The 25,156-nt window shown below is 39.3% G+C and carries 25 protein-coding genes; 11 read left to right on the top strand and 14 right to left on the bottom strand.

Going from position 1 to position 25,156, the window contains the following annotated elements:
• Positions 1 to 37: 37 nt before the first annotated feature.
• Positions 38 to 1,258 carry an FtsX-like permease family protein gene (locus ACO6S2_RS20205; protein ID WP_422360371.1) on the bottom strand — a complete coding sequence of 407 codons (1,221 nt, stop codon included), beginning with the start codon at positions 1,256 to 1,258 and terminating at the stop codon, positions 38 to 40.
• A 3-nt stretch (positions 1,259 to 1,261) separates the two neighbouring features.
• Positions 1,262 to 1,642, bottom strand: a complete 381-nt coding sequence (locus tag ACO6S2_RS20200; RefSeq protein ID WP_422360370.1) for a ribosome-binding factor A — start codon at positions 1,640 to 1,642, stop codon at positions 1,262 to 1,264.
• Positions 1,643 to 1,811: 169 nt separating this feature from the next.
• On the opposite strand from ACO6S2_RS20200, the gene ACO6S2_RS20195 reads away from it, so the two are divergent.
• Complete coding sequence (locus ACO6S2_RS20195) at positions 1,812 to 3,227, top strand: hypothetical protein (RefSeq protein ID WP_422360369.1); 1,416 nt, start codon at positions 1,812 to 1,814, stop codon at positions 3,225 to 3,227.
• A gap of 7 nt (positions 3,228 to 3,234) precedes the next feature.
• On the opposite strand, the gene rpiB is transcribed toward ACO6S2_RS20195, so the two are convergent.
• From rpiB to glyA, 3 genes are read right to left on the bottom strand one after another with little or no spacing between them, the layout of a single operon-like run.
• Positions 3,235 to 3,663, bottom strand: a complete 429-nt coding sequence (gene rpiB, locus ACO6S2_RS20190; protein ID WP_422360368.1) for a ribose 5-phosphate isomerase B — start codon at positions 3,661 to 3,663, stop codon at positions 3,235 to 3,237.
• A 23-nt stretch (positions 3,664 to 3,686) separates the two neighbouring features.
• Positions 3,687 to 4,514 carry a twin-arginine translocase subunit TatC gene (tatC, locus tag ACO6S2_RS20185; RefSeq protein ID WP_422362458.1) on the bottom strand — a complete coding sequence of 276 codons (828 nt, stop codon included), beginning with the start codon at positions 4,512 to 4,514 and terminating at the stop codon, positions 3,687 to 3,689.
• Between the two features lie 13 nt (positions 4,515 to 4,527).
• Positions 4,528 to 5,817 carry a serine hydroxymethyltransferase gene (gene glyA, locus ACO6S2_RS20180; protein ID WP_422360367.1) on the bottom strand — a complete coding sequence of 430 codons (1,290 nt, stop codon included), beginning with the start codon at positions 5,815 to 5,817 and terminating at the stop codon, positions 4,528 to 4,530.
• A gap of 277 nt (positions 5,818 to 6,094) precedes the next feature.
• Here glyA and ACO6S2_RS20175 point away from each other — a divergent pair, with 277 nt between their 5' ends.
• Positions 6,095 to 8,428 (top strand): PAS domain S-box protein, encoded by a 2,334-nt coding sequence (locus tag ACO6S2_RS20175; protein WP_422360366.1) that lies wholly within the window; start codon positions 6,095 to 6,097, stop codon positions 8,426 to 8,428.
• Between the two features lie 57 nt (positions 8,429 to 8,485).
• Positions 8,486 to 8,884 (top strand): response regulator, encoded by a 399-nt coding sequence (locus tag ACO6S2_RS20170; RefSeq protein ID WP_422360365.1) that lies wholly within the window; start codon positions 8,486 to 8,488, stop codon positions 8,882 to 8,884.
• 18 nt (positions 8,885 to 8,902) lie between these two features.
• On the opposite strand, the gene ACO6S2_RS20165 is transcribed toward ACO6S2_RS20170, so the two are convergent.
• From ACO6S2_RS20165 to ACO6S2_RS20150, 4 genes are all read right to left on the bottom strand, one after another.
• Positions 8,903 to 9,931 (bottom strand): nucleoid-associated protein, encoded by a 1,029-nt coding sequence (locus ACO6S2_RS20165; RefSeq protein ID WP_422360364.1) that lies wholly within the window; start codon positions 9,929 to 9,931, stop codon positions 8,903 to 8,905.
• Between the two features lie 65 nt (positions 9,932 to 9,996).
• The gene (rfbB, locus tag ACO6S2_RS20160) at positions 9,997 to 11,028 is read right to left on the bottom strand and encodes a dTDP-glucose 4,6-dehydratase (RefSeq protein WP_422360363.1); all 1,032 of its coding nucleotides are present in this window, start codon (positions 11,026 to 11,028) and stop codon (positions 9,997 to 9,999) included.
• A 7-nt stretch (positions 11,029 to 11,035) separates the two neighbouring features.
• Positions 11,036 to 12,043, bottom strand: a complete 1,008-nt coding sequence (galE, locus tag ACO6S2_RS20155; RefSeq protein WP_422360362.1) for a UDP-glucose 4-epimerase GalE — start codon at positions 12,041 to 12,043, stop codon at positions 11,036 to 11,038.
• A 2-nt stretch (positions 12,044 to 12,045) separates the two neighbouring features.
• A complete protein-coding gene (locus ACO6S2_RS20150) occupies positions 12,046 to 13,359 on the bottom strand; it encodes a UDP-glucose dehydrogenase family protein (protein ID WP_422360361.1) in 1,314 nt (437 codons plus the stop codon).
• A gap of 224 nt (positions 13,360 to 13,583) precedes the next feature.
• Between ACO6S2_RS20150 and ACO6S2_RS20145 the strand changes: the two genes are divergently transcribed.
• The 4 genes from ACO6S2_RS20145 (at position 13,584) to hpf (ending at position 16,297) form a co-directional block, all read left to right on the top strand.
• A complete protein-coding gene (locus ACO6S2_RS20145) occupies positions 13,584 to 14,747 on the top strand; it encodes an acyl-CoA dehydrogenase (RefSeq protein WP_422360360.1) in 1,164 nt (387 codons plus the stop codon).
• An 87-nt stretch (positions 14,748 to 14,834) separates the two neighbouring features.
• Positions 14,835 to 15,029, top strand: a complete 195-nt coding sequence (rpsU, locus tag ACO6S2_RS20140) for a 30S ribosomal protein S21 (protein ID WP_318170303.1) — start codon at positions 14,835 to 14,837, stop codon at positions 15,027 to 15,029.
• Positions 15,030 to 15,092: 63 nt separating this feature from the next.
• Complete coding sequence (locus ACO6S2_RS20135; protein ID WP_422360359.1) at positions 15,093 to 15,968, top strand: tyrosine-type recombinase/integrase; 876 nt, start codon at positions 15,093 to 15,095, stop codon at positions 15,966 to 15,968.
• Positions 15,969 to 15,997: 29 nt separating this feature from the next.
• Positions 15,998 to 16,297: a ribosome hibernation-promoting factor, HPF/YfiA family gene (gene hpf / locus ACO6S2_RS20130; RefSeq protein WP_422360358.1), complete on the top strand. Its 300-nt coding sequence runs from the start codon at positions 15,998 to 16,000 to the stop codon at positions 16,295 to 16,297.
• Positions 16,298 to 16,348: 51 nt separating this feature from the next.
• On the opposite strand, the gene ACO6S2_RS20125 is transcribed toward hpf, so the two are convergent.
• Together ACO6S2_RS20125 and ACO6S2_RS20120 are read right to left on the bottom strand one after the other, a co-directional pair.
• Positions 16,349 to 17,197: an IS3 family transposase gene (locus tag ACO6S2_RS20125; RefSeq protein WP_422360208.1), complete on the bottom strand. Its 849-nt coding sequence runs from the start codon at positions 17,195 to 17,197 to the stop codon at positions 16,349 to 16,351.
• 17 nt (positions 17,198 to 17,214) lie between these two features.
• Complete coding sequence (locus ACO6S2_RS20120; protein ID WP_422360209.1) at positions 17,215 to 17,640, bottom strand: helix-turn-helix domain-containing protein; 426 nt, start codon at positions 17,638 to 17,640, stop codon at positions 17,215 to 17,217.
• Between the two features lie 123 nt (positions 17,641 to 17,763).
• On the opposite strand from ACO6S2_RS20120, the gene ACO6S2_RS20115 reads away from it, so the two are divergent.
• Positions 17,764 to 18,570 carry a J domain-containing protein gene (locus ACO6S2_RS20115; protein ID WP_422360357.1) on the top strand — a complete coding sequence of 269 codons (807 nt, stop codon included), beginning with the start codon at positions 17,764 to 17,766 and terminating at the stop codon, positions 18,568 to 18,570.
• A gap of 61 nt (positions 18,571 to 18,631) precedes the next feature.
• Here the strand turns inward: ACO6S2_RS20115 and ACO6S2_RS20110 are convergent, their stop codons facing one another.
• A complete protein-coding gene (locus tag ACO6S2_RS20110) occupies positions 18,632 to 19,243 on the bottom strand; it encodes a DinB family protein (RefSeq protein WP_422360356.1) in 612 nt (203 codons plus the stop codon).
• A gap of 107 nt (positions 19,244 to 19,350) precedes the next feature.
• The gene (locus ACO6S2_RS20105; protein WP_422360355.1) at positions 19,351 to 20,157 is read right to left on the bottom strand and encodes a LytTR family DNA-binding domain-containing protein; all 807 of its coding nucleotides are present in this window, start codon (positions 20,155 to 20,157) and stop codon (positions 19,351 to 19,353) included.
• A gap of 113 nt (positions 20,158 to 20,270) precedes the next feature.
• Between ACO6S2_RS20105 and ACO6S2_RS20100 the strand changes: the two genes are divergently transcribed.
• Genes ACO6S2_RS20100 through ACO6S2_RS20090 form a run of 3 tightly spaced genes read left to right on the top strand, consistent with a single transcriptional unit; the run spans position 20,271 to position 24,349 of the window.
• On the top strand, positions 20,271 to 20,603 hold the full coding sequence (locus ACO6S2_RS20100; protein WP_422360354.1) for a PadR family transcriptional regulator: 333 nt from the start codon (positions 20,271 to 20,273) through the stop codon (positions 20,601 to 20,603).
• Positions 20,603 to 23,206 (top strand): ABC transporter permease, encoded by a 2,604-nt coding sequence (locus tag ACO6S2_RS20095; protein ID WP_422360353.1) that lies wholly within the window; start codon positions 20,603 to 20,605, stop codon positions 23,204 to 23,206. Before ACO6S2_RS20100 ends, ACO6S2_RS20095 begins: the two co-directional genes overlap by 1 nt.
• Positions 23,207 to 23,266: 60 nt before the next feature.
• Entirely contained in the window at positions 23,267 to 24,349 is a 1,083-nt protein-coding gene (locus ACO6S2_RS20090; RefSeq protein WP_422360352.1) for a metallophosphoesterase, read from the top strand.
• Position 24,350: 1 nt separating this feature from the next.
• Here ACO6S2_RS20090 and ACO6S2_RS20085 read toward each other — a convergent pair whose 3' ends face one another.
• On the bottom strand, positions 24,351 to 25,130 hold the full coding sequence (locus tag ACO6S2_RS20085; protein ID WP_422360351.1) for an MBL fold metallo-hydrolase: 780 nt from the start codon (positions 25,128 to 25,130) through the stop codon (positions 24,351 to 24,353).
• Between the last annotated feature and the right edge of the window lie 26 nt (positions 25,131 to 25,156).

The following is a 25,156-nucleotide window of genomic DNA, read 5'->3' as shown; positions in this document are numbered from 1 at the left end:
AATAGGGAGATTTTTTTACCTATAATATCTCAAACATCTATTTGTGTTGAATCCCCTGACGAGAGGCCATGATGGCTGGCTGAACTGACGCCACAAACGTGATAAAGATAATAGTAAAGGCAGTAAACAGAAAGTCAGTGGCAATGATTTCAATAGGGTAGGCTTGTGTTACTGATGAGGCCACTCCCATCGAGATAATGCCATAGGTCTGTTGCAACCAAGAAATAGTGAATCCGAGAATGAGTCCGCTCCCAGCGCCAATAAAGGCAATAATTGCTCCTTCTGTTAAGAATATTTTGCGGATTAGTTTTTTTGAAGCTCCCATGGCAAACAGGCTACTGATATCTGGCTTTTTTTCAATGACCAACATGGAAAGAGAAAAGAAGATGTTGATAGAAGCAATGCCTACAATCATCGAGAAAATGATGAACACAAAAAGTTTCTCAATCTTCAGTACCTTGTATAAGTCGGCATGCTGCTGGTCGCTATTGAGCACCGTATACGAATCACCTAAGGCCTTAGATAGTTTAGATTGAATTCGTAACAAATCCATTTCTGGATCTACCATCAGCTCCAACGAGGTTCGCTTACCTTTATAGTCGAATAACCTTTCAGTAAAATTTATAGGCACGAACACATAGTTGTCATCATATTGTTGCTCCAATGCGAAAACAGCACCGGGCATAATATTCGCACGGTTATAATATTTGTAAGGGTCTATTGTACCTGGTTTTACATTTTTGGGGTAGAAAAACTGTAAGGCCAAAAAATCATTCCGAAGCGAGACGCCCAGGTTGAATTGTATACCTCTGCCGATGATTGCATAAGAGGTGTTGTTGTCTTCAAACTTTAGTTCTCCTTGCCGAATAGCATCCTTCATTCGTCCCTGTTCGACGAAATTGTCACTCATGCCCTTAATCTTGACGATCATTTGAGCATCATTGTAACGAATCAAGGCGTTGTCTTCGATGACTTCCGCAATGTCTAGAATACCATCTATGCTTTCAATTTTAGTTTTTAAGTCTTCAGTAAACTGAAATGACTTGCCTTCACTCGGTAATACCTGCAGCGGTGCATCAAAGGTGCCATAGATTGATCGTAAAAGCCCTTCCATGCCGTTGAATACTGAGAGTACAATGATCAAAGCGGCCGTGCCGATCGACACCACGAGCATAGATATAATGGCTATGATGTTGATGAAATTTTTCTTCTTCTTAGAGAAGAAATAACGCTTCGATATAAAAAATGGGAGGTTCAAATGTTAATCTTCACTTTCGTCTTCTTCCGATGCAGGAGGGATATGAAGACCCGACAATAAGTCTTCGATTTTCTGAGCGTTTTCCTGGGTGTCATCCAGATAGAAATTAAGGTCAGGAACTACGCGCACCTGTTTGCCAATTTTTAGCCCGAGTGCTTTTCTGATTTCACTCTTTTTGGATTTTACTAATTCAAGAAATGCTGGTTCGTCTTCTACCATCATGAGGCTCAAAAAAACTCTTGCAAAGCTCAGGTCAGGGCTGACTTCTACATCCGTAATCGTAACGAATGCATTACCAAACCAATGTCTGGAATCTCTTTGGAATAATTCGCTCAGGTCTTTTTTGATTAACCCTGCGTACTTCAGTTGTCTCGTGCTACTCATATCTCACTGCAAATATCCCGATTAATTTATATTATATTTTATTAAAACCTTATTTTCGTCGGCGTTCAGTTTCATAAAAAATAATAAGTTGTCTGTAATGCACTAAGCAGACATGGATAAAATCTATTTTTGTGGCTTAAGCATATTATCAAATCAAACGAAGTAAGTCTTGCTCACATTCTTTAAAACCAACGATCCTTACCGTCTAGTTGGTGTTTTTTTGCTTTTATTGGTTATCCGGGTACCTATGTTTATTTCAGGAGTTCCGATGATCTTGCCTGAGTTGAAGTGGTTGTTGATAGGTGAACGTTTGGGTTCCGGTGATTATATTATGTATCAGGATGTTTGGGATTACACAGCTCCTCTTGCAGTGTTTGTTTACAAGTGGTTCTTTATTCTCTTTGGCAAGACACGTGTACCTTATTTGATTTTTTCTGTTTTGCTGGTAGTGGCGCAGGCCGGCATTTTCAATAATGTCATGCTCAGAAACAAAGCGTACAACGGAAGTACCTATGTGCCGGCGCTTCTGTACATGGTATTCATGAATTCCTTTTTTGATTTTCTGACGCTATCGCCGGTTTTGCTTAGTATGACTTTTGTCTTGCTGGCGATGAATAATCTCTTTAAGAGAATGGATAATCAGACCAAAGATGAGCTATTCATTTTCACAGGAGTATTCTTGGGAATTGCTACGTTATTCTACTTGCCTGCTTTTTGGTTTTTTGTTGTCACCATTCTTTCGCTGGTACTTTATACAGGTTCCATTCTTCGACGAATGATGTTGCTGGTTTATGGTTTTGCCATGGTAGCTGGGTTAGCTAGCTTGTATTTCTATTGGTTCGATGATTATTTGATTTTCCAGCACCATGTAGTGAACTCCTTGTGGGTCATAGATACCATCAAATATCTAAACTGGACTGAGTTGACCATTATCACCGCTGTGCCGCTGTTGATATTTTTCACTTCTATTTATAAGGTTCGAAAGCTGGGTAAATACATCAACTTCCAGGAAAAAATACAGCAAGTGATGTTGATGTTTTTTCTGTCCGGCTTTTTTGCGTTAATGATGGCTAGAGAAGTATCTACATACCAACTTATATTCTTCGTGCCTTCGGTGGCTTTTTTTGTAGCGCACTATTTACTGCTTATAAAGAATTGGATTATTGCTGAGCTGAGCGTCGGCATCATTATAATCCTGGTTTTGTATAACCATCTGGCTTTTTCCAACAAATGGTTTCATGTAGACCGGTTTGTGAGCTATGAGCCAATGATGATTAATGAAAGTGAGTACGGTAAACTTGTGGCTGGCAAGAAAGTACTTGTATTGGGAAGCGACTTACGGCACTACAAAAATGCTTCTTTGGCTACCCCATACCTCAATTGGAGACTTAGTCAGATTCAGTTGAAAGCACTTAATTATTATGACAACAGTGCAGAGGTATTTGTGAATTTTAATGAGGACCTGCCAGAGGTGATCATCGATCAGGAACAAACCATGCCTGAATTACTGCGCATTATGCCCACGATCGCCTCGCAATACATTCATCACGAGGGCTATCCTGAAATTTATTTATTGAAAGATTAGCAGTTCCTTAGCAAGAAATTTTGCTTACTCTATTTTGATGTCTGCCTCCTTCGAAGTCGGTTGAGATAAAAGCCGAAACCATATCTTTGGCCACATCAAGTGACACAAATCTAGCTGGAATGGCAATTACGTTGGCATTGTTGTGTTGGCGGGCAAGTTCTGCCAAATCTTTTTGCCAGCAAAGAGCCGCACGAATGCCTTGGTGCTTGTTGGCAGTCATGGCTACACCGTTACCACTGCCACAGATCAAGATGCCCAGGTCATTTTCAGAAGTTTCCACGGAAGTGGCCAAAGGGTGAACATGGTCAGGATAATCTACTGAATCACCGGTGTCAGTACCAAAATTTTGCGTGGTATGACCTGCGGTTTCCAGCATATCAATGATTTCTTTCTTGTATTCAAATCCGGCGTGATCTCCTCCTATGGCAATTTTCATGGTTTTGGGTTTTGATTATAAAATTAATCTAAATCTCTTGAAATATTTTTGAAAGTCTTATTTGAAATCATGATACTAAACTGGTACAGGCCAATCAAAGGTATCGCGATCAGAATCTGGCTAAATGGGTCAGGTGGTGTGAGCATGGCTCCTAACAAAAATATCACAACAATACCGTGCTTTCTATAGCTCTTCATGATGTCTGGAGTTAACAAACCAGCCTTGGTCAGAAAGTAAACCACCATGGGTAATTGAAACAACAGTCCACATGCTAATACCAAAGTAGTTACGGTAGAGACATAGGATACAATGTCAAATTCATTCAAAATGGACGGGTCCAACTGGTAGTTAGCTAAAAAATTTACCGAAAGGGGAGTTAGGATCAAATACCCAAAAAGTACGCCAATGGTAAATAATAAGCTCACATAGAAGACAGCTCCTCGCGTTAGTTTTCTTTCCTTAATGTAAAGACCGGGGCTGATGAATCTCCAAATTTCCCAAAAGGCATACGGAAATGCTGCAATGATACCCACCGCAAAAGAAGAGGTAATATGCATCGTAAACTGACCAGTCATCTGCCTGCTTTGGATGATAAAGGGTAGCTTGTCAATACAAAGTGCCTCAATTTGAATTAGGTCGCCGATATGGCAGAGCTGCTGATAAGTCCAGAAGTCGACTCTTGAAGGCCCAAGGATCAGCGTTCCAAATACAAATTCTTTTGAGACGAAGGCTGCAATAGTGAATACACATATTGCTATGAAAGCACGAATTATGTGCCATCTTAATTCCTCGAGATGATCCAAAAAGGACATCTCTGTTTCATCTGCAAGGTGTTGCTGATCCGCGGGCAGTTGTTGCATGTACTTATACTAGAGAATCTAAATGCTTGTATAACGGAAAGTCCGCCATCCAGTTATTGACTTGTCCTCTTACGGCTGCTAAGTTCTCATCGCTTTCAGGGTTCATCAAAACCGTATCGATCAAATCAACAATTTTTGTCATATCTGTTTCCTTCATACCTCTTGTAGTCACTGCGGCAGACCCAACTCTAATTCCTGAAGTTACAAACGGCGACTTATCATCGTATGGTACCATGTTTTTGTTCACAGTAATGTCAGCTTTGACCAGTGCATTTTCGGCTAACTTTCCTGTTAAGTCTTTAGATCTTAAATCGATCAAAGCGCAGTGGTTGTCCGTTCCGCCTGAGATCACGTGATAACCTTTGCTTATGAAAGCGTCTGCTAGCGCGCGACCGTTTTTCTGAACCTGAACAATGTAGTTCATGTAGTCATCAGAAAGCGCTTCACCAAAAGCAACTGCCTTCGCTGCAATGATATGCTCCAATGGCCCGCCTTGTGTGCCTGGGAAAACCCCAGAGTCCAACAATGCAGTCATTTTTCTAAGTTCACCTTTTGGGTTTTTCAAGCCAAATGGGTTTTCAAAGTCTTCTCTCATTAAGATCATACCACCTCTAGGACCTCTTAATGTCTTATGTGTAGTAGTGGTGATGATGTGGCAGTACTCCAACGGATCGTTGAGTAGACCCCTGGCAATTAAACCAGCCGGATGAGATACATCGGCCAATAAAATAGCTCCGACTTCATCGGCTACTTCCCTGAATTTGGCGTAATCCCAGTCTCTACTGTAGGCGGATGCGCCACAAACGATCATTTTTGGTTTCTCTTTTTTCGCAACTTCTTCCAATTGATCATAATCAATTCGGCCAGTTTCTTTATCCACACCATAGAAATGTGGCTCATATAATTTTCCTGAAAAGTTTACCGGAGATCCGTGTGTAAGGTGACCTCCATGCGAAAGGTCAAATCCTAATATTTTGTCTCCAGCTTTCAAGCAAGCCAGCATCACTGCAGCATTGGCTTGTGCTCCGGAATGAGGCTGTACGTTAGCCCAGGTAGCACCAAACAATTCTTTGGCTCTATCAATAGCAATATTTTCAGTTTGATCAACTACTTCACAACCACCATAATACCTTTTGGCAGGCAGCCCTTCTGCATATTTATTGGTCAATACACTTCCGGCAGCTTCCATCACTTGAGCGGAAACAAAGTTTTCCGAAGCAATTAGTTCAAGGCCGTTTTCTTGGCGCTGTCTTTCTTTTTCGATTAAGTCAAATACTTGTTGATCTCTCTGCATGATTTATGAATTTCTATGAGGCGCAAAAATACGAGAAGGCACGATGTAAACAAAGAAATCCGATAGGGTGAAGAAGAAAATTATAAGATTGGAAAAATTTGAATTGAAAAATGGAAATATCGTATGAATCTTATCTTTAAACCCTCTCGAATTGCGATTTATTCCTTATATTTTCGAGCTATTAGAAAAGGTCTTACTTACAAAATTCAATAACTAGCGCTGTTCTTAATTGTGAAACCTAACAAGGACCAACAAACTGGTCAATGAGCAAAAGCCAATGAGTGAGATAGATATCCAGCAGAGTTTGCTAAGTATAGTTAAGAATCCTATTTTCAGAATTGATAAATCAGGGCTGATATTGGAATGCCATGTCCATCAGGATTTTGATGCATTACCTATTTCTGGGAAGCTGGTAGGTAGAAACATTAATCAGTTTGACTACTTGCCCAATGGGGTAGATGTAGTTCGATTCTGTTTAGAAAATCAAAAAGCAGAAACTACTTTTTTTTCAGTTCCTGATGCCAAGGGGTCAGAAAAATATTTCGAGGTTGACATAGAACCTGCTTCAGATTCGGAGGTAATTGCTATTGTAAAAGAAATAACTCATAGAAAGAAGCAGGAAGCTGACCTTATTCAATATTACAACCTAATTCAGAATATCTATCAGGGAACGGCAGCTTCCACAGGACGTGCTTTTTTGGACCACCTTACCCAGCAGCTTTGCAAGGCGTTTAATGGAGATTTTTCATTTATAGCTTTGTTCCATAAAAATGAGTTGAGAACCGTATCCTTTTCAACTTATAATAAAATATTAGAGCAGGAATCTTGTGGAATTGAAGGGTCTCCATTTGAAAACCTTCATCATGAAGATATCATTAGTGTTCCAGCAGATTGTCAATTGGTTTTTTCCAATTTCGAACTCTTTCAAAAAAGAGATATTCAAGGCTTGATTGCGGTACCTCTATTTTATCCTGACGACAGGAAAACGCCTGCAGGAGTGATGTGCGTAATGTTTCAAAAATATTATCACACCTTTCAACACTATGAAAAAATACTCAAAATATTTTCTACCCGTGCTGCGACAGAATTGGATAGGATTCGCAGAACCAAGCAGTTAGAGGATAGTGAAGAAAAATTTAAGGCTATGTATCACAATACACCGGCCTTATTCAACTCCGTAGATGCTGAAGGGAAAATTTCTGAGGTAGGAGACTATTTTCTTGAGGCCACTGGCTACACTCGTGAAGAGGTAGTTGGCAAAATGGCCTTTGATTTTCTTACTCCAGAATCTAAAACTTACGGCTTGACAAAGGTCTTTCCGCAATATGTACAAACTGGCTATTGTAAGGACATACCTTTTCAGTTTGTAAAGAAAAATGGTGAGATTATGGATGTGCTATTTTCATCCGTAGTGATCAAGGATAAGGATGGTGCTTTTCTGAAGTCGCTGACCAGTTTGCAAGATGTGACAGAAGTCAATAATCGGAGACGAGCTATTATCCGAAGTGAGTCTAAAGTTTCGGAAGATGCTCAAAGATTACAGTCACTTTTTGATCACTCCCCAGTTGGGATAATCATTCACTCCAAAGGGATAATTAAAAAAATAAATGCAGAGGCAGTAAGACTTACAAAAGCCAAATCAGCCAAGGAAATTTTAGGAAAAAGTCCAATGGATTTCATTCATCCAGATTCTCATGATGTGGCTAGTCAGCGGATTAATAACATTTATACCAAGAAAACGGCTCACAAGAATGAGCAAAAGTTTATTTGTATGGATGGAAGTGTGATATGGATTGAGGCGATGGGGACATTGATATCTTTCGAAGGAGAACCTGCAGTGCAAATTGCAATCTATGATATCACAGATAGAAAACTGGCTCAGAAAAAACTATTGGAAAATGAAAAGAACCTACAAAGCCTGAATGAACACCTTACTCGACAAAATCACCAGTTAGAAGAGTTTGCGCATATTGCTTCGCACAACCTTAGGGCTCCTATCACTAATATGATGTCTCTGATTCAAATCAAAGAAAGCGATAAGGATGAGGCCACTGAAAAGTTCGTTTGGGAAAACTTGAAAAAAGGAGTGACCAATCTGGACGAAACCATCGTGGAACTTAATGAAGTAGTGAAGACTTCATGGGAACTTGACAAGAGAAAACGAAAGGTCAAGATGTCAAGAGTGTTGGATAAAATTCTTGCTAGTATTGAAAATGAAATGGTGGAGACCGGAGGAAAAGTAGAAGGTGATTTCACTGCTTTTGACTCTATCATTTATCCGAAGGTTTATATTGAGAGTATTTTAATTAACTTGATAACCAATGGATTGAAATATGCTGATCCTGAACGGCCTCCAATTGTTAAGGTCAGAACCTTTATCGAGAATGGAACTAAGTGCTTGGAGGTGAAGGATAATGGTCTTGGGATTGATATGGGTAAGTATGGCGATAAAATGTTTGGACTTAGGAAAACATTTCACAATCACCCAGAGGCACGCGGTGTGGGGTTATTCATTACAAAAGCGCAAGTGGAGTCTATGGGTGGTATGATTAGAGTTGAGAGTAAAATAGGTGAAGGATCGAATTTTATTATTAATTTTGGAACAGAGTGAAATTAAAACACCTACAACCAGCTAAAATGTAGCGCTTGATTTTAGGAATAGCAGTAAATGAGCGAAAAAAAGAAAATTGCAGTAATCGATGATGATGAAGTTTTTCAGCTGATCATCAAGAAGCAAATCGAGATGAAGAATATCGAATGCGATATCCTGAACTTTTATAACGGTCAGGAGGCGATCGATTTTTTCAAGAAATTGGAGCAAGAAGGCGCCAATGGCAATGCACCTGACTTAGTTATGTTGGACGTTAATATGCCTGTTAAAGATGGCTGGGGTTTTCTTGAAGATTACGCACATATTTCTAGCGAAATCAAGAGTAAGATTAGCCTTTATATGGTTACCTCTTCTGTTATCCAATCAGATATAGACAGAGCTGGAAGTAACGAAGATATTGTAGGCTTTGTAAGTAAGCCACTTACTAATGAGAAGCTTGAAGAGATTTTCTCTTAAGACTCCCTCAGCCTAATTCTATTCTTCTCTTTCGAAATACAACGTATAAAAATTCTGTTTTCTGTTTTCGTCAAACCCACGTTCTATGTTTTGACGATTGCCGTGCACATAGACGTGAAAATTTTTGTCCAGCTTGATTACTGAGCGGATGAATCGCTTAGTATTTTTAATAGCAGGCTTTGAAATATCGAAGTGCTCGAGATTCAGCTCTGGCTGCTCTACTTGTTTCTTTTCTTGAAAATTTTCGAAGTGCTCGATAAGTTCTGGAGCCTGAAGTACTTTTTCCTCATAATCGGATTGATCGAATTGATCATTGGCTTTGATATAATCTATAGATTCATTTACAAAGGCAATTTTTTCCGTTTTGGTCTGACCTGCGAAAGCTTCCTGAGCAAATTCCTGCATATTGTTGATGATGCTTTGCGTATGAAAGTATTCGTCATTAAATGGCTCTACTCCCAAAAAGTCCTTTTGCCAATACTGAGCATTACTTGATTTGTTGGTTTTATCTACCATCATGGTTTGATAACCATTCTCTTGATCTGTGTTGAAAATGATGAGGCCTTTATCCAACTTATTGATGCTGATTCCTTCCTCACTACTGATATCAAACACGCCGCCGTGCCCCATGATTTTGATATAAGTGTCCTTGTTTTCAACCTTGAAAATTCCAATCGCATCTGTTACCTCATCTCCCAACACGCAATCTTCAAAATAGGTGACCATCACGTCGCCGTCTTTTATATTCTGATTTCGGGAGTGTGTGTATAGGTGTTTGGCTATCTCAATCGACTTTTCATGCAGATGGTTGGGAGATTCAAATATGGCTTTTACATAGCTGTAAACCTCATTGTACTCCAAGGATGTCTCGTGTGTGAATCTAAACCTCTCTTCAGCTTTAAACGATTTAAAAAAATACTTCACCAAAAGTTGATTTAAATCACGATCAGCGATATTTAGCGCTTGAGAAGAACTAATCAAACCATCATCCTCAGTGATTTTATGAATGGCAAGTGACTTGAGTACAACTTCAGAAGAAATGTCCATAGGAAATCAATTGATTAATTAGAATCCAAATAAGGGAGTAATTGACTCCAAATCCAAGAAGAAAATTACTTATTGAGGTATGCGCCGGATTTGATGTCGGCTAACCATTGTTGATTGACTAAATACCAATCCACCGTCTTTTCAAGTCCTTCCTCAAATTGCAGGGATGGTTGCCATTTGAGCTCCTTTGAAATTTTAGAGGAGTCGATTGCGTATCTATGGTCGTGGCCTGCGCGATCGGTAACAAAGGTGATCAGAGACTCGCAACTTCCAGGTGTCCTGTTAAGCTTCTTGTCCATAATTTGACAAAGAAGTTTAACAAGGTCAATGTTTTTCCATTCGTTGAATCCTCCGATATTATACGTTTCGCCACATTTTCCTTGATGGAAAACAGCGTCTATAGCCGTGACATGATCATGAACAAATAACCAGTCCCTGATGTTTTCGCCTTTTCCGTATACAGGAAGAGGCTTTTCGTCAATAATGTTCTGAATGCAAAGTGGAATCAGCTTTTCAGGAAACTGATTTGGGCCGTAGTTGTTGGAACAATTGGAAATAACCACGGGCAAGTTGTAAGTATTGCTATACGCTCTAACAAAATGGTCTGAACTGGCCTTAGAAGCCGAATAAGGAGACTGAGGGTCATATGCGGTCGTTTCATAAAAGAATTCTCCATCTTCTAATGAGCCATACACTTCGTCTGTCGAAATATGGTAAAACAGCTTATCCTTTAAGTTGCCCTTCCAAAGGGCTCGACAACTGTTTAGCAGGTTTACAGTTCCGATGATATTGGTGTTAACAAAGGCCAGTGGATCCTCTATCGACCGATCAACATGAGACTCAGCAGCAAAATGAATGACGCTATCAAATTGATGCTTATTGAAAATTTGGTCGACTAGATCACTATTACAAATATCGCCTTGGATAAAATGATAATTTTCCTCTTTATCAATCTCCTTTAAATTGTTAGGGTTGCCCGCATAAGTGAGCTTGTCGAGATTGAAAATTTGATAATCTGGGTACTGACGAACAAAATACTTCACGGCATGTGATCCGATAAATCCAGCCCCACCCGTAATTAATATTTTCTTTGTCATAAGCTAATTAAAGTGTTTTTTGCCAGTTCCAGGCGTCAAGTAAGGATTGCTCTAGGCTGATTTCAGCTTCCCATCCGAGTAAATCTTTGGACTTCTTGGCATCTGCATATACGGCTTCTACATCTCCACCTCTTCTGTCTCCAATGGTATAATTGAGCTTTTGCCCTGTAGATTTCTCAAATGCATTAATTAATTCTAGCACGGTGTTACCATTGCCAGTTCCAATATTTACGGCTTCACAAGTACCTTCGTTCTTGTTGATCAAAAATTCTAATGCTTTGATGTGTGCCTTAGCTAAATCCGTTACATGAATGAAATCTCTAACGCAACTACCATCTGCGGTATTATAATCATTGCCAAACACCGTTAAATTTTCCCTTATACCTGCTGCAGTTTGAGTAATAAATGGAACTAGGTTACTAGGAACTCCTAAAGGTAGTTCGCCTATCAGCGATGTTTTATGGGCGCCAATTGGGTTGAAGTATCGAAGTAAAATCGATTTGTAAGTTTCATCTGCTTTAGATAAATCTTGTATGATTTTCTCGCAAATAATTTTAGTGGTTCCATACGGAGATTCTGCACTTTTTATTTGAGCGGATTCGTCCACAGGTAAGCTATCAGGTGTGCCGTAAACGGTGCACGAAGATGAGAATACTAAATTTGAGCAATTGTACTTTTGAGAAATCTCAAGAATGGCTGTCAGGCCACCAAGATTGTTTTCATAATATTTAAGAGGCTCATTAACTGATTCTCCAACAGCTTTGTGGGCAGCAAAATGAATAATGCCCGTAATTTCATGCTTGGTAAAAATTTTATTGAGCAGTTCTTTGTCTCGACAATCTCCTTCATAAAAGGAGATCTCCTGATTTACTATTTTCTCAATCCTATCCTTGATCCAAGGTTCTGAGTTGTTGAGATTGTCAATAATGATTGGTGTAAATCCTGAATTTATCAGCTCCACACAAGTGTGAGAGCCGATAAATCCAAGTCCTCCAGTTACAAGGATGTTTTTCATGTTTAACCGTTGATAGTGGCACGACCAATGCTGTGATAGGTGTACCCTAGCTCAGCCATTGTTGCAGTGTTATAAAGATTTCTGCCGTCGAAAATTAGTTTTGATTTAAGGGTGTTGTCTAATTTACCAAAATCGGGTGTTCTGAATACAGGCCATTCTGTCATAATAAGCAATGCGTCAGCTCCTTTAGCTGCGTCGTATTCATCTTTGCAAAATTCTATTTGATCGCCAAAGACCTCTTTTACATTGTCCATGGCTTCAGGGTCGTATGTTTTTATCTTGGCACCTGCCGCCAGCAATTCTTTTATATTTAGTAAAGAAGGCGCTTCTCTAATGTCGTCAGTATAAGGTTTGAATGCCAATCCCCACACTGCGAAAGTTTTTCCGGATAGATCTCCGTTATAATGTGCCTTGATACGATCGATCAATTTCATTTTTTGAGACTCATTTTTGTTCATCACCGCTGTGAGAATCTCGAAGTCATAGTCGACTTCTTTTGCAGATTTCGCTAAAGCCTGTACGTCTTTCGGAAAGCAACTACCGCCATATCCAATACCTGCGAACAAAAATCTTTTTCCAATTCTTGAATCGGTTCCTACGCCTTTTCTAACCGCATCAACATCTGCTCCAACCAATTCGCACATGTTAGCGATTTCGTTCATGAAAGTGATTTTAGTCGCAAGGAAAGAATTCGCTGCATACTTGGTTAGCTCAGCCGATTTTTCATCCATAACGATGATTGGATTTCCTTGTCGCACGAGTGGTGCGTATAAATCGTCCATGATTTTTTTTGCTCTTTCTGATGAGGTTCCAATTACTACTCGGTCTGGCTTCATGAAATCGTCGAGTGCAACCCCTTCCCTTAAAAACTCAGGGTTAGAGACAACGTCAAAATCAACCTTGGCTCCTTTTTTAATGTTGGCTGTTACCTTTTCGGCAGTTCCCACAGGTACAGTGCTTTTATCAACAATAACGGTGTAGTCGTTGAGAAGTGGACCCAAATCATCTGCTACTCCTAAAATATACTTCAAGTCTGCTGAGCCATCTTCTCCCGGAGGTGTTGGCAAAGCAAGAAATATGATTTTAGCATCTTTTATTCCTTCTGCTAAGCTTGTAGTAAATTCTAACCTCCCTTGTTTGATGTTTCTTTCAAATAGTAAATCAAGGCCTGGTTCATAGATAGGCATGATTTTATTCTTTAGTTTCTCAACTTTTTTCTCATCAATATCTATACAGGTAACATGATTTCCAGTTTCTGCAAAACAAGTTCCTGTAACCAATCCTACGTATCCCGTTCCTACTACAGCAATTTTCATATTCTAAGTCAATTTTTAAAGGCGCAAAAATAAAACGAAAGGTTTAATATTAAGAATCAATTGACCTTTAATAAGTGATTTTTGCTTATTCCTATTCGAGTGTCGCCTAACTCGTTTTTACAAATCTTTTTTTCTTGTAAGGAAACAATATTTAAATCTATGAGTATATATGGCGAAAATATTTCTTAACATTGCTGTTAACAATTGATAACCAACAAGATAAGATGAATAATATTAGCGAAAATACGCCGGAATTGGTTGCTGAGAACTGCCAAATGATAAAAGACATGGTAAATGATTTCTGTGAAAAAGAAATCAAACCAAACATTATGAAGTGGGACGAAAGTCAAGAATTTCCTATTCCATTGTTTAAAAAACTTGGAGAACTAGGATTGATGGGAGTACTTGTACCACAAGAATATGGTGGATCTGGTTTTGGTTATCATGAGTATGTCACTGTAGTTTCTGAAATTGCCAAGGTGTGTGGTTCTATTGGTTTGTCTGTAGCAGCACACAATTCATTGTGTACTGGGCATATTATGCAGTTTGGAAATGAAGAGCAGAAGCAACGTTGGTTACCAAAATTGGCAAGTGCGGAATGGATAGGCGCATGGGGTTTGACCGAACCAAACACCGGTTCTGATGCAGGGAATATGAAAACTACTGCTGTAAAAGACGGCGATCATTGGGTGATTAATGGTACTAAGAATTTTATCACCCATGGAATCTCGGGCGATGTGGCTGTGGTGATGACAAGAACTGGTGAGCCCGGTGATTCTCACGGGATGACAGCTTTTGTTGTGGAACGAGGAACTCCAGGTTTTTCTGGAGGAAAAAAAGAAGATAAACTTGGAATGCGAGCATCAGAAACTGCAGAAATGATTTTTGATGACTGTCGCGTACCAGCTGAAAATTTGCTAGGTGAGGTAGGAGAAGGTTTTGTGCAGGCATTGAAAATATTAGACGGTGGTAGAATTTCGATTGCTGCCTTAGGTCTTGGCATTGCTCAAGGAGCGTTGGATGCAGCAGTGGCCTATTCTCAGGAAAGACAGCAATTCAATCAATCGATTTCCAAGTTTCAAGGCATATCCTTTAAGATAGCAGATATGGCTACACAAGTCATGGCTTCAAGATTATTGATCAAAGAGGCTGCAGAACTGAAAAATCAAGGTAAGAGTGTAAATAGAGAATCGGCTATGGCCAAATTACATTCTTCAGAAACTGCGGTCAGTGTATCGAATGATGCAGTGCAAATATTTGGTGGATATGGTTATGTAAAGGATTTTCCAGTGGAGAAATTCTACAGAGATTCGAAGCTTTGTACTATTGGAGAGGGTACTTCCGAAATTCAAAAACTGGTAATTGCAAGAACACTTTTCGATAAGTAAAACAATTAATTTAAGATAATTATAGAAACGGGTTGTGAATTAATGACAAGTGTCATAAATTTGCAGCCCGTTTAAAAATAGAAGATAATGTTGATTATTAACGTAAAAGAAAACGAATCAGTAGATAGAGCTTTGAAGAGATTCAAAAAGAAGTTTGAAAAAACTGGTGTTTTGAAGCAATTGAGAGCTAGAACAGCTTTTAAGAAGCCTTCTGTTGCTAGAAGAGAAGAGTTGATTAAAGCGGCCTACAAGCAAAAAATGTACGCCAAAGAAAACTACTAAAATCAGTAGTTTTTGTGCTTGGTTTTTTATAAGTTAGTATAGCCTTCAATCAAGGTTATACTAATGATAAAACCATTCCTCAAATACCTCCTACAAGAAAAAAGATACAGTTCCCACACTGTACAAGCTTATGAGACTGATCTCCTTCAGTTTCAAGATTACTTGGAATGTATTGATTTAGAATTGACCCTAGAAGAAGCTGGTCACAAGATGCTTCGTGCTTGGGTAGTTTCATTAATAGAGGCTGACATTAATCCGCGTTCTGTAAATCGCAAAATTGCCTCCCTTCGCTCTTTTTATAAGTTTCTCCTTAAGCGAGAGGTAATTCAGGAAAACCCTGCGACTAAACTACGACCTCTCAAAACTGCAAAAGCACTTCCAGAATTCGTTTTGAAAGACGAAATGGACAACCTATTGGATAGGGTAGAGTTTTCAGATGACTTTGAAGGCACACGAGATAAACTCATCATAGAATTACTTTATGGTACTGGTATTCGATTGTCAGAATTGATACATCTCAAAGGCCAAGACGTCGATCATTTTAATCAAAGCATTAAGGTATTAGGAAAAAGAAATAAGGAACGAATTATTCCTTTGACTTTGGACAACATTCGACTCATCGAGGCGTATGGAAAAGTAAAGGAGCAGGTTGGCGCAACAGATGATTGGTTGCTCACCACGGACAAAGGAAAAAAGTGCTACCCAATGATGGTGTATAGAATCGTACAGAAATATTTGGGATACATTTCAAAAGTGTATAAGAAGAGCCCTCATGTGTTGCGGCATACCTATGCGACACACTTGTTAAACAACGGTGCAGATCTGAATGCTGTCAAGGATTTACTGGGTCATTCCAGTTTGGCTGCCACTCAGGTATACACGCACAATTCTTTGGATAAGCTGAAGTCGGTTTTTGATCAGGCGCATCCAAAGGCTTAAATTATTTTCTAACATTAAATATTAATCTTATGAAGTTACAGTTTCATTCCCTTCATTTTGACGTAGATCAAAAATTGGTTGATTTCATTCAAAAGAAAGTTGACAAATTAGAGACGTTTTATGATAGGATCATTGACGGAGAGGTTATCTTGAAAGTTGAAAAAGACGACGCAAGAGAAAACAAGATAGTAGAGATTAAATTGAATATACCTGGTGGACAGGTGTTTTCAAAGGAGCATGCAAAGTCATTCGAAGCTGGAGCTGATGAGGCGGTAGAAGCCCTCAGAAGGCAATTAAAAAAGAAGAAGGAAAAGATGATGGCTCACTAATTGGGCCTATGACTAGTCCTAAATAAGCGTTACAGATTTTAGGATAAAATATTAGATAGCATCGGGTTTTAACTCGATGCTATTTTTGTTTCTATAGTTTCTGATCTTGACCTTGTTTTGCTGATGCATAAAGGCTGGTGTATTCATCCAACAGCTCCAATGCGGTCGATCATGGTTGTAAATATAAATACTTTGCTTGATGAGTTTGTCCATCAGTTCTACATCTGAAGTGGTGATACCTAAGATAAATTCGTGTTTCAATATTCCATTGATTCTCTCTGCCACAGCATTTTGATATGGGTCATAAGTTTCTGTCATACTACAAGTAATTGTTGCCTGATCAAGTAACTGCTGATAGGCATCGCAACAGTATTGTAGACCTCTATCAGAATGGTGTATTAATTCTCTCTCAGGATATTTCCGATTGACAATCGCCATTTTAAGAGCCGACAGAGCACCTGAAGCATCCAGGCTTGTCGATACATTATATCCCATGAGCAGCTTTGAGTAGGCATCGGTAACCAACGATAAATACATCGGGTTTTCTCGTGTACCAATGTAGGTGATATCTGAGACCCAAACCTGCTCTGGGCACTTAACTACCAATCCATCAACCAGGTTTTTGTGTTTTCTAAAACGATGATGTGAGTTTGTGGTGATGTGGTATTGCTTCTTTGGCATTATCTGTAAATGATTAGCTTTCATAATGGCAAATAATCTGTCTCGTCCAACATTTAGCTCTCTGAGTTGCTCGTAGAGTAAATGATATAATTTTCGAGTGCCAATACGCGGCATTTTCATACGTACTTCTTGAATCATAGCTACTACTTGAGTGGCTATTTCTTGTTTTTGTTTTGTCCTTTTAAGGGAACGATAATAAACCTGTCTATTGACCCCCAACAGCCTACAGGCCAGGGTTACCCCTTCTTTTTGTTCAGCTTTGAATCGATCAACTGCTGAGGTAAGGACTTTTTTCTAATAGGGATCTTCAACTCATCTTCTGCGATATCAATCATCATATCGAAAATGATAGCCTTCTTATCTGTGAACTCCAGCTTCTTTTCCAGAGAGGCTTTTTGCTTCTCCAGTAGTCGCACTTTGGCTTCAAGTTCTAGTAGTTTTTGTTCTGGTGATTTCTCCAAGGGCAAACGGGATTTGTGTTCCCAATCTAATCCCCCATGCTTTCTTAACCAATCGCGAACAGTACTTTTTGCCTGAATGCCGTATTTGTTTGCAGCTTGCGTGATATTAAGTAGTCCACTTTCTACTTCTTCAACCACTTTTAGTTTAAAACTCAGCGTATAATCCTTCTGAGTTCTTTTTACGTAAGGCTTGTCTTTCATTTAGTTACACTCTTTGTGTAACGCTATTTCAGGACGAGACACTACTATAAATTTAAAACCCTGATGGATACCATCAGGGTTTTTTTATGACCAATTTCTTGTTGACTCTACTATATTTGACGAATGCAAAATCAGTATCTGGAGATCCTGGAATTGAACCCGGGAGCGTCTAAAGCTCAGATCAAATCTGCTTATCGACGATTGTCGAAAATATATCACCCTGATGTGAGCAAGGATGAAAATGCAAGAGAGAGGTTTATAGAGATCAACGAAGCCTACAAGTTTTTAACCGATGTTGGCCCTCGACCAACCACTATTCAATCCACTGCACCTGCTTATGATTATGACGTACAAGATCACACATATGACGATTGGAGAAGGAGAGCCAAGGCCTATGCAAGAAAGAAGGCAGAGGATGAAACACGTAGACAAGAAGAATTAACGAAATTGTTTTTGAAAATTTTCGGTTTCGCAAGTGCAGTAGTAGTGTTGCTGAATTTCATAGTTGCTATTGACCTTTGCTTGCCTCAGGTAAGAACCGAGGGGCGAAGCTTACATTCCAGTGTATTTAATAGAGATCACCCTTCGTACTATGAGTCTTTGACTATTGACAAATTTCAAATGAAATTTAAAAAGCGAACGCTGGATTTTTTATTAGTCAGTCAAATGATTGATAAAGTGGAAGTGTTTAGTACACCTATTTTTGAACAGCCTACTAGGGTGGTGATAGAAGCGGATTGGAAAACGTATGAACTAAATCAGTACGCCGGATTGTTTGGCCTATTCAAATTCATTCCTTTTTTAATTATTGGCTTGTGGTGTGTTTATCGCTTGGTTGGTGTTTCTTTAGATGCCCAGCTGTCACTTGCAGTACTATATATCTTTATAGTCTTTGCCGAGATGATCATACACTTAATTTCCGTACAATAGAAAAAACTGACCGTGTTATTCACGGTCAGTAAACTCAAATAACCATTTTTACTAGGTTGATCTACATAGGATAACTGCTGGTCGATTGTACTTCTACAATTTGAGCTGTATGTCGTTCTGCATGCGCACTGAGTAGAATAGTCCATTGGTAAGCAGATAGTTTGTCCCCAAGTGGGCTTGGCCAGTAGTAGGCGTTCAAATCTACCTCTGTATTTTTTACGAAATCGATAGTCGCTTGTCTGGCTGCTTTGTACTCGGTCATAAACTGGGCTGGTGTTTTCAAGGCGCCAGTGGGTTCGAATCGTTCGTTTGTTTTTCTTCTCTTACCTTCTCCTCTGTCTTTTAGTCCCACAATAATCGCTTCATTACTAATCAAATCAGCCTCATTTACTTGTCGATTAGCTTCGTCTGCAATGATTTTGTTTTGAATCAATACAAGTATATTTCTTTCTGCAATGAGCATGTGTTCACAGATTCCGGCGATAGACCAGGTTTCTGAATCAGGTTGATAGTTCCATTGTTCTTGGGATAGATTTTCTACAGCACTAAATGCTAATGACATGGAGGTGTTCAGGTAGTTAGTCGTATACTTGATTTCCTTCTTTGATAATGATCGATTTGATCCTGCACTGGTGAGTACCAAGGCAAGCATCATAAGTGAAATTGTTTTCATAGTAATTAAATTTTGGTTTCTGCTCATAGTTACGATCGATGATGGCTGACGGCAGAAAAATTGGCAATTACTAAAATGAATGGTAGGTGTTTTTGGAATGAATGGTCTTATTGTGTCATCCATTTTTTGAAATCAACACTGCGGTAGCGACTGATCATGGCTGCTGCTGGAATCTCAGGCGCAGAAGGCGACAACTTGATTTGAAGCTTCTGATTCACCTCTTTCATGACAGTATCAATAGCATGTAATTTAATTAGGTACTGTCGATTGATTTGAAAGAAAGAATCAAGATTGTAGTTGTTTTTCACTTCATTAAACGAGTTGAATTGTGTGAGTATTTTACGGCCACTATTGGTAATCAAATAGACTAAGCCTGATTGAGAGAATAAATAAGCGATATCTTCCTCCTCAATCAACTGCGTCTTTCTTCCATTGACTATTTGCCATGTTGCCTTGGATGGTACTGATTCAACGGTATTCTGAGATAGGTATAAGTCCCTTGTAATGAAATACAAGGTTTCCAATAGGATAATCAATTCGGCAATGAGGAGGGAGGAAAGAAATCGTGTCAAAGGTGTCACCACCCCAAAAACAAAATAGTTGATACTGTAGATCAATAAGCCAAAAACGATAGCGGTCAATGCTCCGGAAATTAAAAGTTGAGTGGTAATAGAACGGCTATTGAAGTCTTGCTTTGAATACTTTTTTCTCATTTCTCCATAGCAAATGAAATTGGCTTCGCAGCAAATGGCACATATGAGAAGGACAAATGAAAATGTAAGAAGTGGGAATTGGTATTCAGGATCAAATGGCAACTTTTTATAGGCGACCAAGTGAGTCAGTATCATAGCCAATACGGGCAAAATCATGTAGCGTAGCAGACGCGTGTTAGTATGATAGAGTTTAGCAAGCACGTCTATGGCTTACGAAAAATATTAATTGAAGGTTAAATGCCATTTCATTTCATTTTGCAGAACTAATGTTTTGAAAGTTTGTATATTACCTCTGCAAAGTAAAAGTATATACAATGAAACGAAGTACAATCGGTGAATTTGAAGAAATGGTCTTGCTCATGGTATTGATCCTTCAGGATGAGGCCTATATGATTAGCCTTCAAAATCAACTTCTGAAACAGGCCAATCGCTCCATCACCATGGGAGCATTGCATACCACACTTTCTAGGTTAGAAAAAAAAGGCCTTCTGACTTCTGAAATGGGAGAGCCTACAAAAGAAAGAGGTGGCAGAAGAAAACGCATCTATCAGGTGACGGCCGCTGGTAAAGCTGAGCTGAACACTATCAAAGAGATGAGAAAATCCCTTTGGGATCAGGTGCCACAGTTTGCTTTAAAATTTGGTTAATGCCAGCTGAAAATCACTATATACCCGGCTGGGCGCTATGGCTCGTTCATCGACTTTGTAGAGAAGAACTACATGAAGAGATCGAAGGCAACCTGATAGAATATAAGGAAGGACTCAATCCAAGCACTTTACAATCGAAGTGGAAATTCTTCTATCAAGTATTGACCTACCTGCGCCCATCCACCATTAAATCAATAAGTCAAAACTCAAAATTTTATATCATGTTCAATTTTAATATCGTGCAGACCATTCGAGGACTTTGGATGCACCGTTCTACTACCATACTCAACATCAGTGGCTATGCTTTGGGTATGCTATGCGTTTTTGTTTTGTTTTTCTACATCAAAGGGGAGTTGGCCTATGATAATTTTCATCAGAATAAAGATGAAATATATCGGGTGATTCGCTTGAGTGAGATGAACGGAGAGAAGTACAAGATTGGAGTTACTTCTGGCCCCTATGCGCCACATTTAGCATTGGATTTCCCCGTAGACATCAAAAGTACTTTAAGGATATACTCTACCGAGGCATTGTTTGAATATGAAGACAAAACCTTTAAGGAGGACAAACTTTTATTTGCCGATCCTAATTTCTTTGAATTCTTCTCTTTTCCGTTGTCTGTAGGAGATCCTGCCACGGTATTAGATGTGCCAAATGCTATTGTGCTTTCTAAAGCAGCTGCTCAGAAATATTTTGGTAACGAAAACCCTTTAGGCAAAACTTTAATCTTAGATAAAGAAGAACCATTTGTGGTAAGTGGAGTGATGGATGAATGGCCAGCTGATTCACATTTAGACTTTGATTTTATGGGGTCTATGAAGTACATAGAAGATTTCAGCTTTATGAAAGGCTGGTGGAATAATGGATTGTTCACTTATGTGCGAGTAGAATCTCCTTTGATTGCCGAGGGACTCAACGAGAAGTTTCCTCAGTTCATGGATAAGTATTTTGGAAAGGATTTCGAGAGGTCTGGAAAGCGAATTGATATTGAATTAGAATCACTCAACGATATTTATTTTGATCAGGTCAGATACGATTGGGCCAAACATGGCAACAAGGATGCTGTCATATTGTTGGCCGGGGTGGCAGTCGCAATATTGTTCATTGCTTGTTTCAATTATCTCAATCTGGCTATTGCCTTATCGTTTAGAAGAGCTAAGGAGATAGGGATGCGCAAAGTATTGGGTGGAAACAAACTAAGATTGGTGTTGCAGTTTTTAGGCGAATCGACTATGGTTTGTTTGGTAGCTATCCTATTGGCCGTTGGGATGACTGAAGTAATACTTCCTACATTCAATCGTATGTTCGATCTTTCGGTTGTCACGTCTTGGTTGGACTCAATGGTCATTACTTTTTTCGCAGGTTTGCTCGTTGTTACAGTACTACTTTCTGGTCTTTACCCGGCTATTCTACTATCAAATTTGAAACCGTTGGAGGTTTTTAAAGGACAGACGCATCTTAGAAAAAATAACTTATGGTTGAGGAAAGGGTTGGTTATTGCACAGTTCTCTATTTCCATTTTTATGATCATTTCCACACTCATCATCAAAGAGCAATTGGATTATGTCAATAGCAAAAGTCTTGGCTTCGATCGCGAGGCCATTGTGATGGTTGATTTTGATAACGAAGAAATACGAGATAATAGAGAGGCATTCAAAACCAGACTATTACAAAGCTCTAAGATAAAGTTAGCCACTTCTATGTCAGGTGAGCCAGGTGGATTTCACGATGGAACAACGGTTGACTTTTTAGGGGATGTAGAAGATATAAGAATGCGAACTGCGTTTGTTGATGAAAACTATTTGAAAGTTTTTAATATTGACTTGGCGATAGGTAGAGATTTTTCAAACGAATATAGACTCAATGATGCACATGCGGCATTAGTCAATCAAAAGACGCTTCAGGATTTAGGTCTTTCTTTGGAAGAGGCCATAGGAACGAAATTTAGAATACCCATGTGGGACACATTAGAGCATGTGGTGGTGGGAGTCACAGAAGACTATCACTTTAATTCACTGCGCCACAAAATGGAACCGCTCATGATTGTACCTGGACATTATCATCGCAGGATGGGCATCAAACTTGACCACAGTCAAATTTTCGAGGGTTTGAGAGAAGTTGAAGAGATTTATGCAGAGTTGGCACCAAATTACCCAATCACTTATGAGTTTATGGATGACTCTTTAGAGCAGCTTTATGCCGAGGAGAAACAGCAAAGCCAAATCTTTCAGATGTTTTCGGGCGTTTCTATTTTTCTCGCTTGTTTGGGCATCTTTGGACTGGTCTCATTTGTGGTCGAAAGGAGAAGAAAAGAATTTGGTATTCGGAAAGCACTGGGAGCCAGTGTGGTTTCTCTGCTGCAAATTATATCCAGAGAGTTTGTTTTAATGATCGCCGTGGCAAGTGTGATTTCAATTCCCTTGGCCTGGTATGCTATCCAGTTGTGGCTTGAAAATTTTGCCTATCGAATAGAACTGATCAACTCATGGGAAACATTTTTAATTGGGGCCTTGCTGTCCTTGATCTTGGCTTTGATTACCATTTTCATAAGATCCTTACGCAGCGCCAATGCTAATCCTACTGAGAGTTTGAGGTATGAATGATTGATTTAAAAAACACCCTGCGGTTATTTTATTACTAGAAGTAATAGATATATTTATTCTATGAAAAAAATATTCTCGCTGCTCGCAATGGGCGGTTTTATAGTTATGCTTGGAGCATTTGTATCAGAAGAACCTTTGAATGACGGACCCTATATTTTTGAAAAGGGGAAGAAATTACTGGTAAGATGGGTGGAAGATAGTGTGGCCAAAAAGAAAATGCTGTCAGCGAAAAACTATTCTAAATTCAAAAGTAAGGATGAAAAGTATTTTGACCCCAGGTATCTATTTTCAGACTACAAAGATGAAGAGGAAAATATATTTAACTTCCAAGGGGTAGAGAAAATAGCCGCACTGAGCGATGTACATGGGCAGTATGATCTGTTTGTCAAAATTCTTCAAAACAATGGGATTATAGATACTCAAAATCAATGGGCTTATGGCGAAGGACATTTTGTGATCGTTGGGGATATTTTTGATAGAGGGGACAAGGTACAAGAATGCCTATGGTTCGTTTATCAACTCGAGCAGCAGGCTGCTGCTGCAGGAGGAAAAGTGCACTACTTATTAGGCAATCATGAAGTGATGGTTCTGACTGGGGATCTGAGATATATCCATGATAAGTACCGTCAAACAGAGCAATTGTTTCAAATGCCTTATTGGCAAATTTTTGGACCTGAATCGGAATTGGGTAAATGGCTGCGCACCAAGCCGGTGACCATTAGTATCAATGATGTTCAGTTTGTGCATGGAGGACTGTCTCCTGCTTTAGCTGCGAGTAAGTTTTCAGTAGCTGATATCAATAGTACATTTATTGATAAAATTATTGATGCGAAGGAAGAAGACTCTATCTACAACGACCCTAGAATAAAATTCTTAAGTAAGTCTCAAGGCCCCATTTGGTATAGAGGGTATTTCAAAGACGACAACTTTACTGAGACTCAATTGGATGCAGTGCTTAGCTATTATGGCGTAAATAGAATCGTAGTTGGACACACTTCGCAGGATAGGGTCAAGTCGCTTTACAACGACAAGGTGGTCGTAGTAGATTCAAGTATCAAACTCGGCGAATCTGGAGAAATACTTTTTATAGAAAATGATCAGCTTTCAATAGGTGATATGATGGGAGAAAGGCGAAAACTTTAGTTTATTCTCTTTCTGGATACCAGTTGACCAGTCTTACTTCAATCTGATCCGAACTTACATTGATCAGCCGTTTGAAAGTTTCTATATCGCTAAAACCATTTTTTCCACGATAGTGGAATGGGTAGGCCACTTTAGGTTTGAATTCCATTACGGCATCGGCAGCCGCTTCAACAGTCATGGTGTAGGGTAGGTTCATACATACAAAGGCGATGTCAATATCTTCAAGGGATCGCATTTCAGCTATGTCCTCCGTGTCGCCAGAAATATAAATCCTCTTGGCCCCTATGGTTAAAACATAACCATTGCCCCTGCCTCTAGGATGTCTGGAGCTAGAGTCTTCGGGCAGGTTGTACATTGGAATGGCCTCGATGTCAATACCTTGTATGGAGGTAGTCTCACCATTGGTAAGTACCGAGAGGTTGGTGAATGTGGAGGTGAGCTTATCAACTACTGCTTGAGGAGCTATGATTTGCGTCGATTGAGCGCCTAATTCATTCAGTGTTTCCAGGTTCATGTGATCTCCATGAATGTCTGTAATCAAAATAAGGTTCGGATTGGGAACACCTTCAAACGCTTCTTTTCCACCGTATGGATCTACATAGATCGTGAATTCCTGGTATTGAATGGCCATGGTGGCATGTAGTATCGGATAGACTTTTATTTCTCCATTTTTGGTAGAAATGATTTCGGGATTCTGGCTAGCGGCTAGTTGGTTACATAGAATGAAACTGAAAAGGCAGATGATCGTTCGCATATAGGATTGAATTACAGTTTTTTTCAATTTAGTATTTTTTCTAAGTACACCGA

Origin of the sequence: Reichenbachiella sp., from assembly GCF_965233835.1 — a bacterium.
Lineage (GTDB): Bacteria > Bacteroidota > Bacteroidia > Cytophagales > Cyclobacteriaceae > Reichenbachiella.
The sequence above is the reverse complement of the archived record's forward strand: the minus strand, read 5'-3'. Positions and strand labels throughout refer to the sequence as shown.

Excerpts from the sequence above, each read along its gene's own strand:
- ACO6S2_RS20200 (WP_422360370.1), bottom strand. The coding sequence starts at position 1,642 with ATGAGTAGCACGAGACAACTGAAGTACGCAGGGTTAATCAAAAAAGAC.
- rpiB (WP_422360368.1), bottom strand. The coding sequence starts at position 3,663 with ATGAAAATTGCCATAGGAGGAGATCACGCCGGATTTGAATACAAGAAA.
- glyA (WP_422360367.1), bottom strand. The coding sequence starts at position 5,817 with ATGCAGAGAGATCAACAAGTATTTGACTTAATCGAAAAAGAAAGACAG.
- ACO6S2_RS20175 (WP_422360366.1), top strand. The coding sequence starts at position 6,095 with ATGAGTGAGATAGATATCCAGCAGAGTTTGCTAAGTATAGTTAAGAAT.
- ACO6S2_RS20170 (WP_422360365.1), top strand. The coding sequence starts at position 8,486 with ATGAGCGAAAAAAAGAAAATTGCAGTAATCGATGATGATGAAGTTTTT.
- ACO6S2_RS20165 (WP_422360364.1), bottom strand. The coding sequence starts at position 9,931 with ATGGACATTTCTTCTGAAGTTGTACTCAAGTCACTTGCCATTCATAAA.
- rfbB (WP_422360363.1), bottom strand. The coding sequence starts at position 11,028 with ATGACAAAGAAAATATTAATTACGGGTGGGGCTGGATTTATCGGATCA.
- galE (WP_422360362.1), bottom strand. The coding sequence starts at position 12,043 with ATGAAAAACATCCTTGTAACTGGAGGACTTGGATTTATCGGCTCTCAC.
- ACO6S2_RS20150 (WP_422360361.1), bottom strand. The coding sequence starts at position 13,359 with ATGAAAATTGCTGTAGTAGGAACGGGATACGTAGGATTGGTTACAGGA.
- ACO6S2_RS20145 (WP_422360360.1), top strand. The coding sequence starts at position 13,584 with ATGAATAATATTAGCGAAAATACGCCGGAATTGGTTGCTGAGAACTGC.
- rpsU (WP_318170303.1), top strand. The coding sequence starts at position 14,835 with ATGTTGATTATTAACGTAAAAGAAAACGAATCAGTAGATAGAGCTTTG.
- ACO6S2_RS20135 (WP_422360359.1), top strand. The coding sequence starts at position 15,093 with ATGATAAAACCATTCCTCAAATACCTCCTACAAGAAAAAAGATACAGT.
- hpf (WP_422360358.1), top strand. The coding sequence starts at position 15,998 with ATGAAGTTACAGTTTCATTCCCTTCATTTTGACGTAGATCAAAAATTG.
- ACO6S2_RS20120 (WP_422360209.1), bottom strand. The coding sequence starts at position 17,640 with ATGAAAGACAAGCCTTACGTAAAAAGAACTCAGAAGGATTATACGCTG.
- ACO6S2_RS20115 (WP_422360357.1), top strand. The coding sequence starts at position 17,764 with ATGCAAAATCAGTATCTGGAGATCCTGGAATTGAACCCGGGAGCGTCT.
- ACO6S2_RS20110 (WP_422360356.1), bottom strand. The coding sequence starts at position 19,243 with ATGAAAACAATTTCACTTATGATGCTTGCCTTGGTACTCACCAGTGCA.
- ACO6S2_RS20100 (WP_422360354.1), top strand. The coding sequence starts at position 20,271 with ATGAAACGAAGTACAATCGGTGAATTTGAAGAAATGGTCTTGCTCATG.
- ACO6S2_RS20095 (WP_422360353.1), top strand. The coding sequence starts at position 20,603 with ATGCCAGCTGAAAATCACTATATACCCGGCTGGGCGCTATGGCTCGTT.
- ACO6S2_RS20090 (WP_422360352.1), top strand. The coding sequence starts at position 23,267 with ATGAAAAAAATATTCTCGCTGCTCGCAATGGGCGGTTTTATAGTTATG.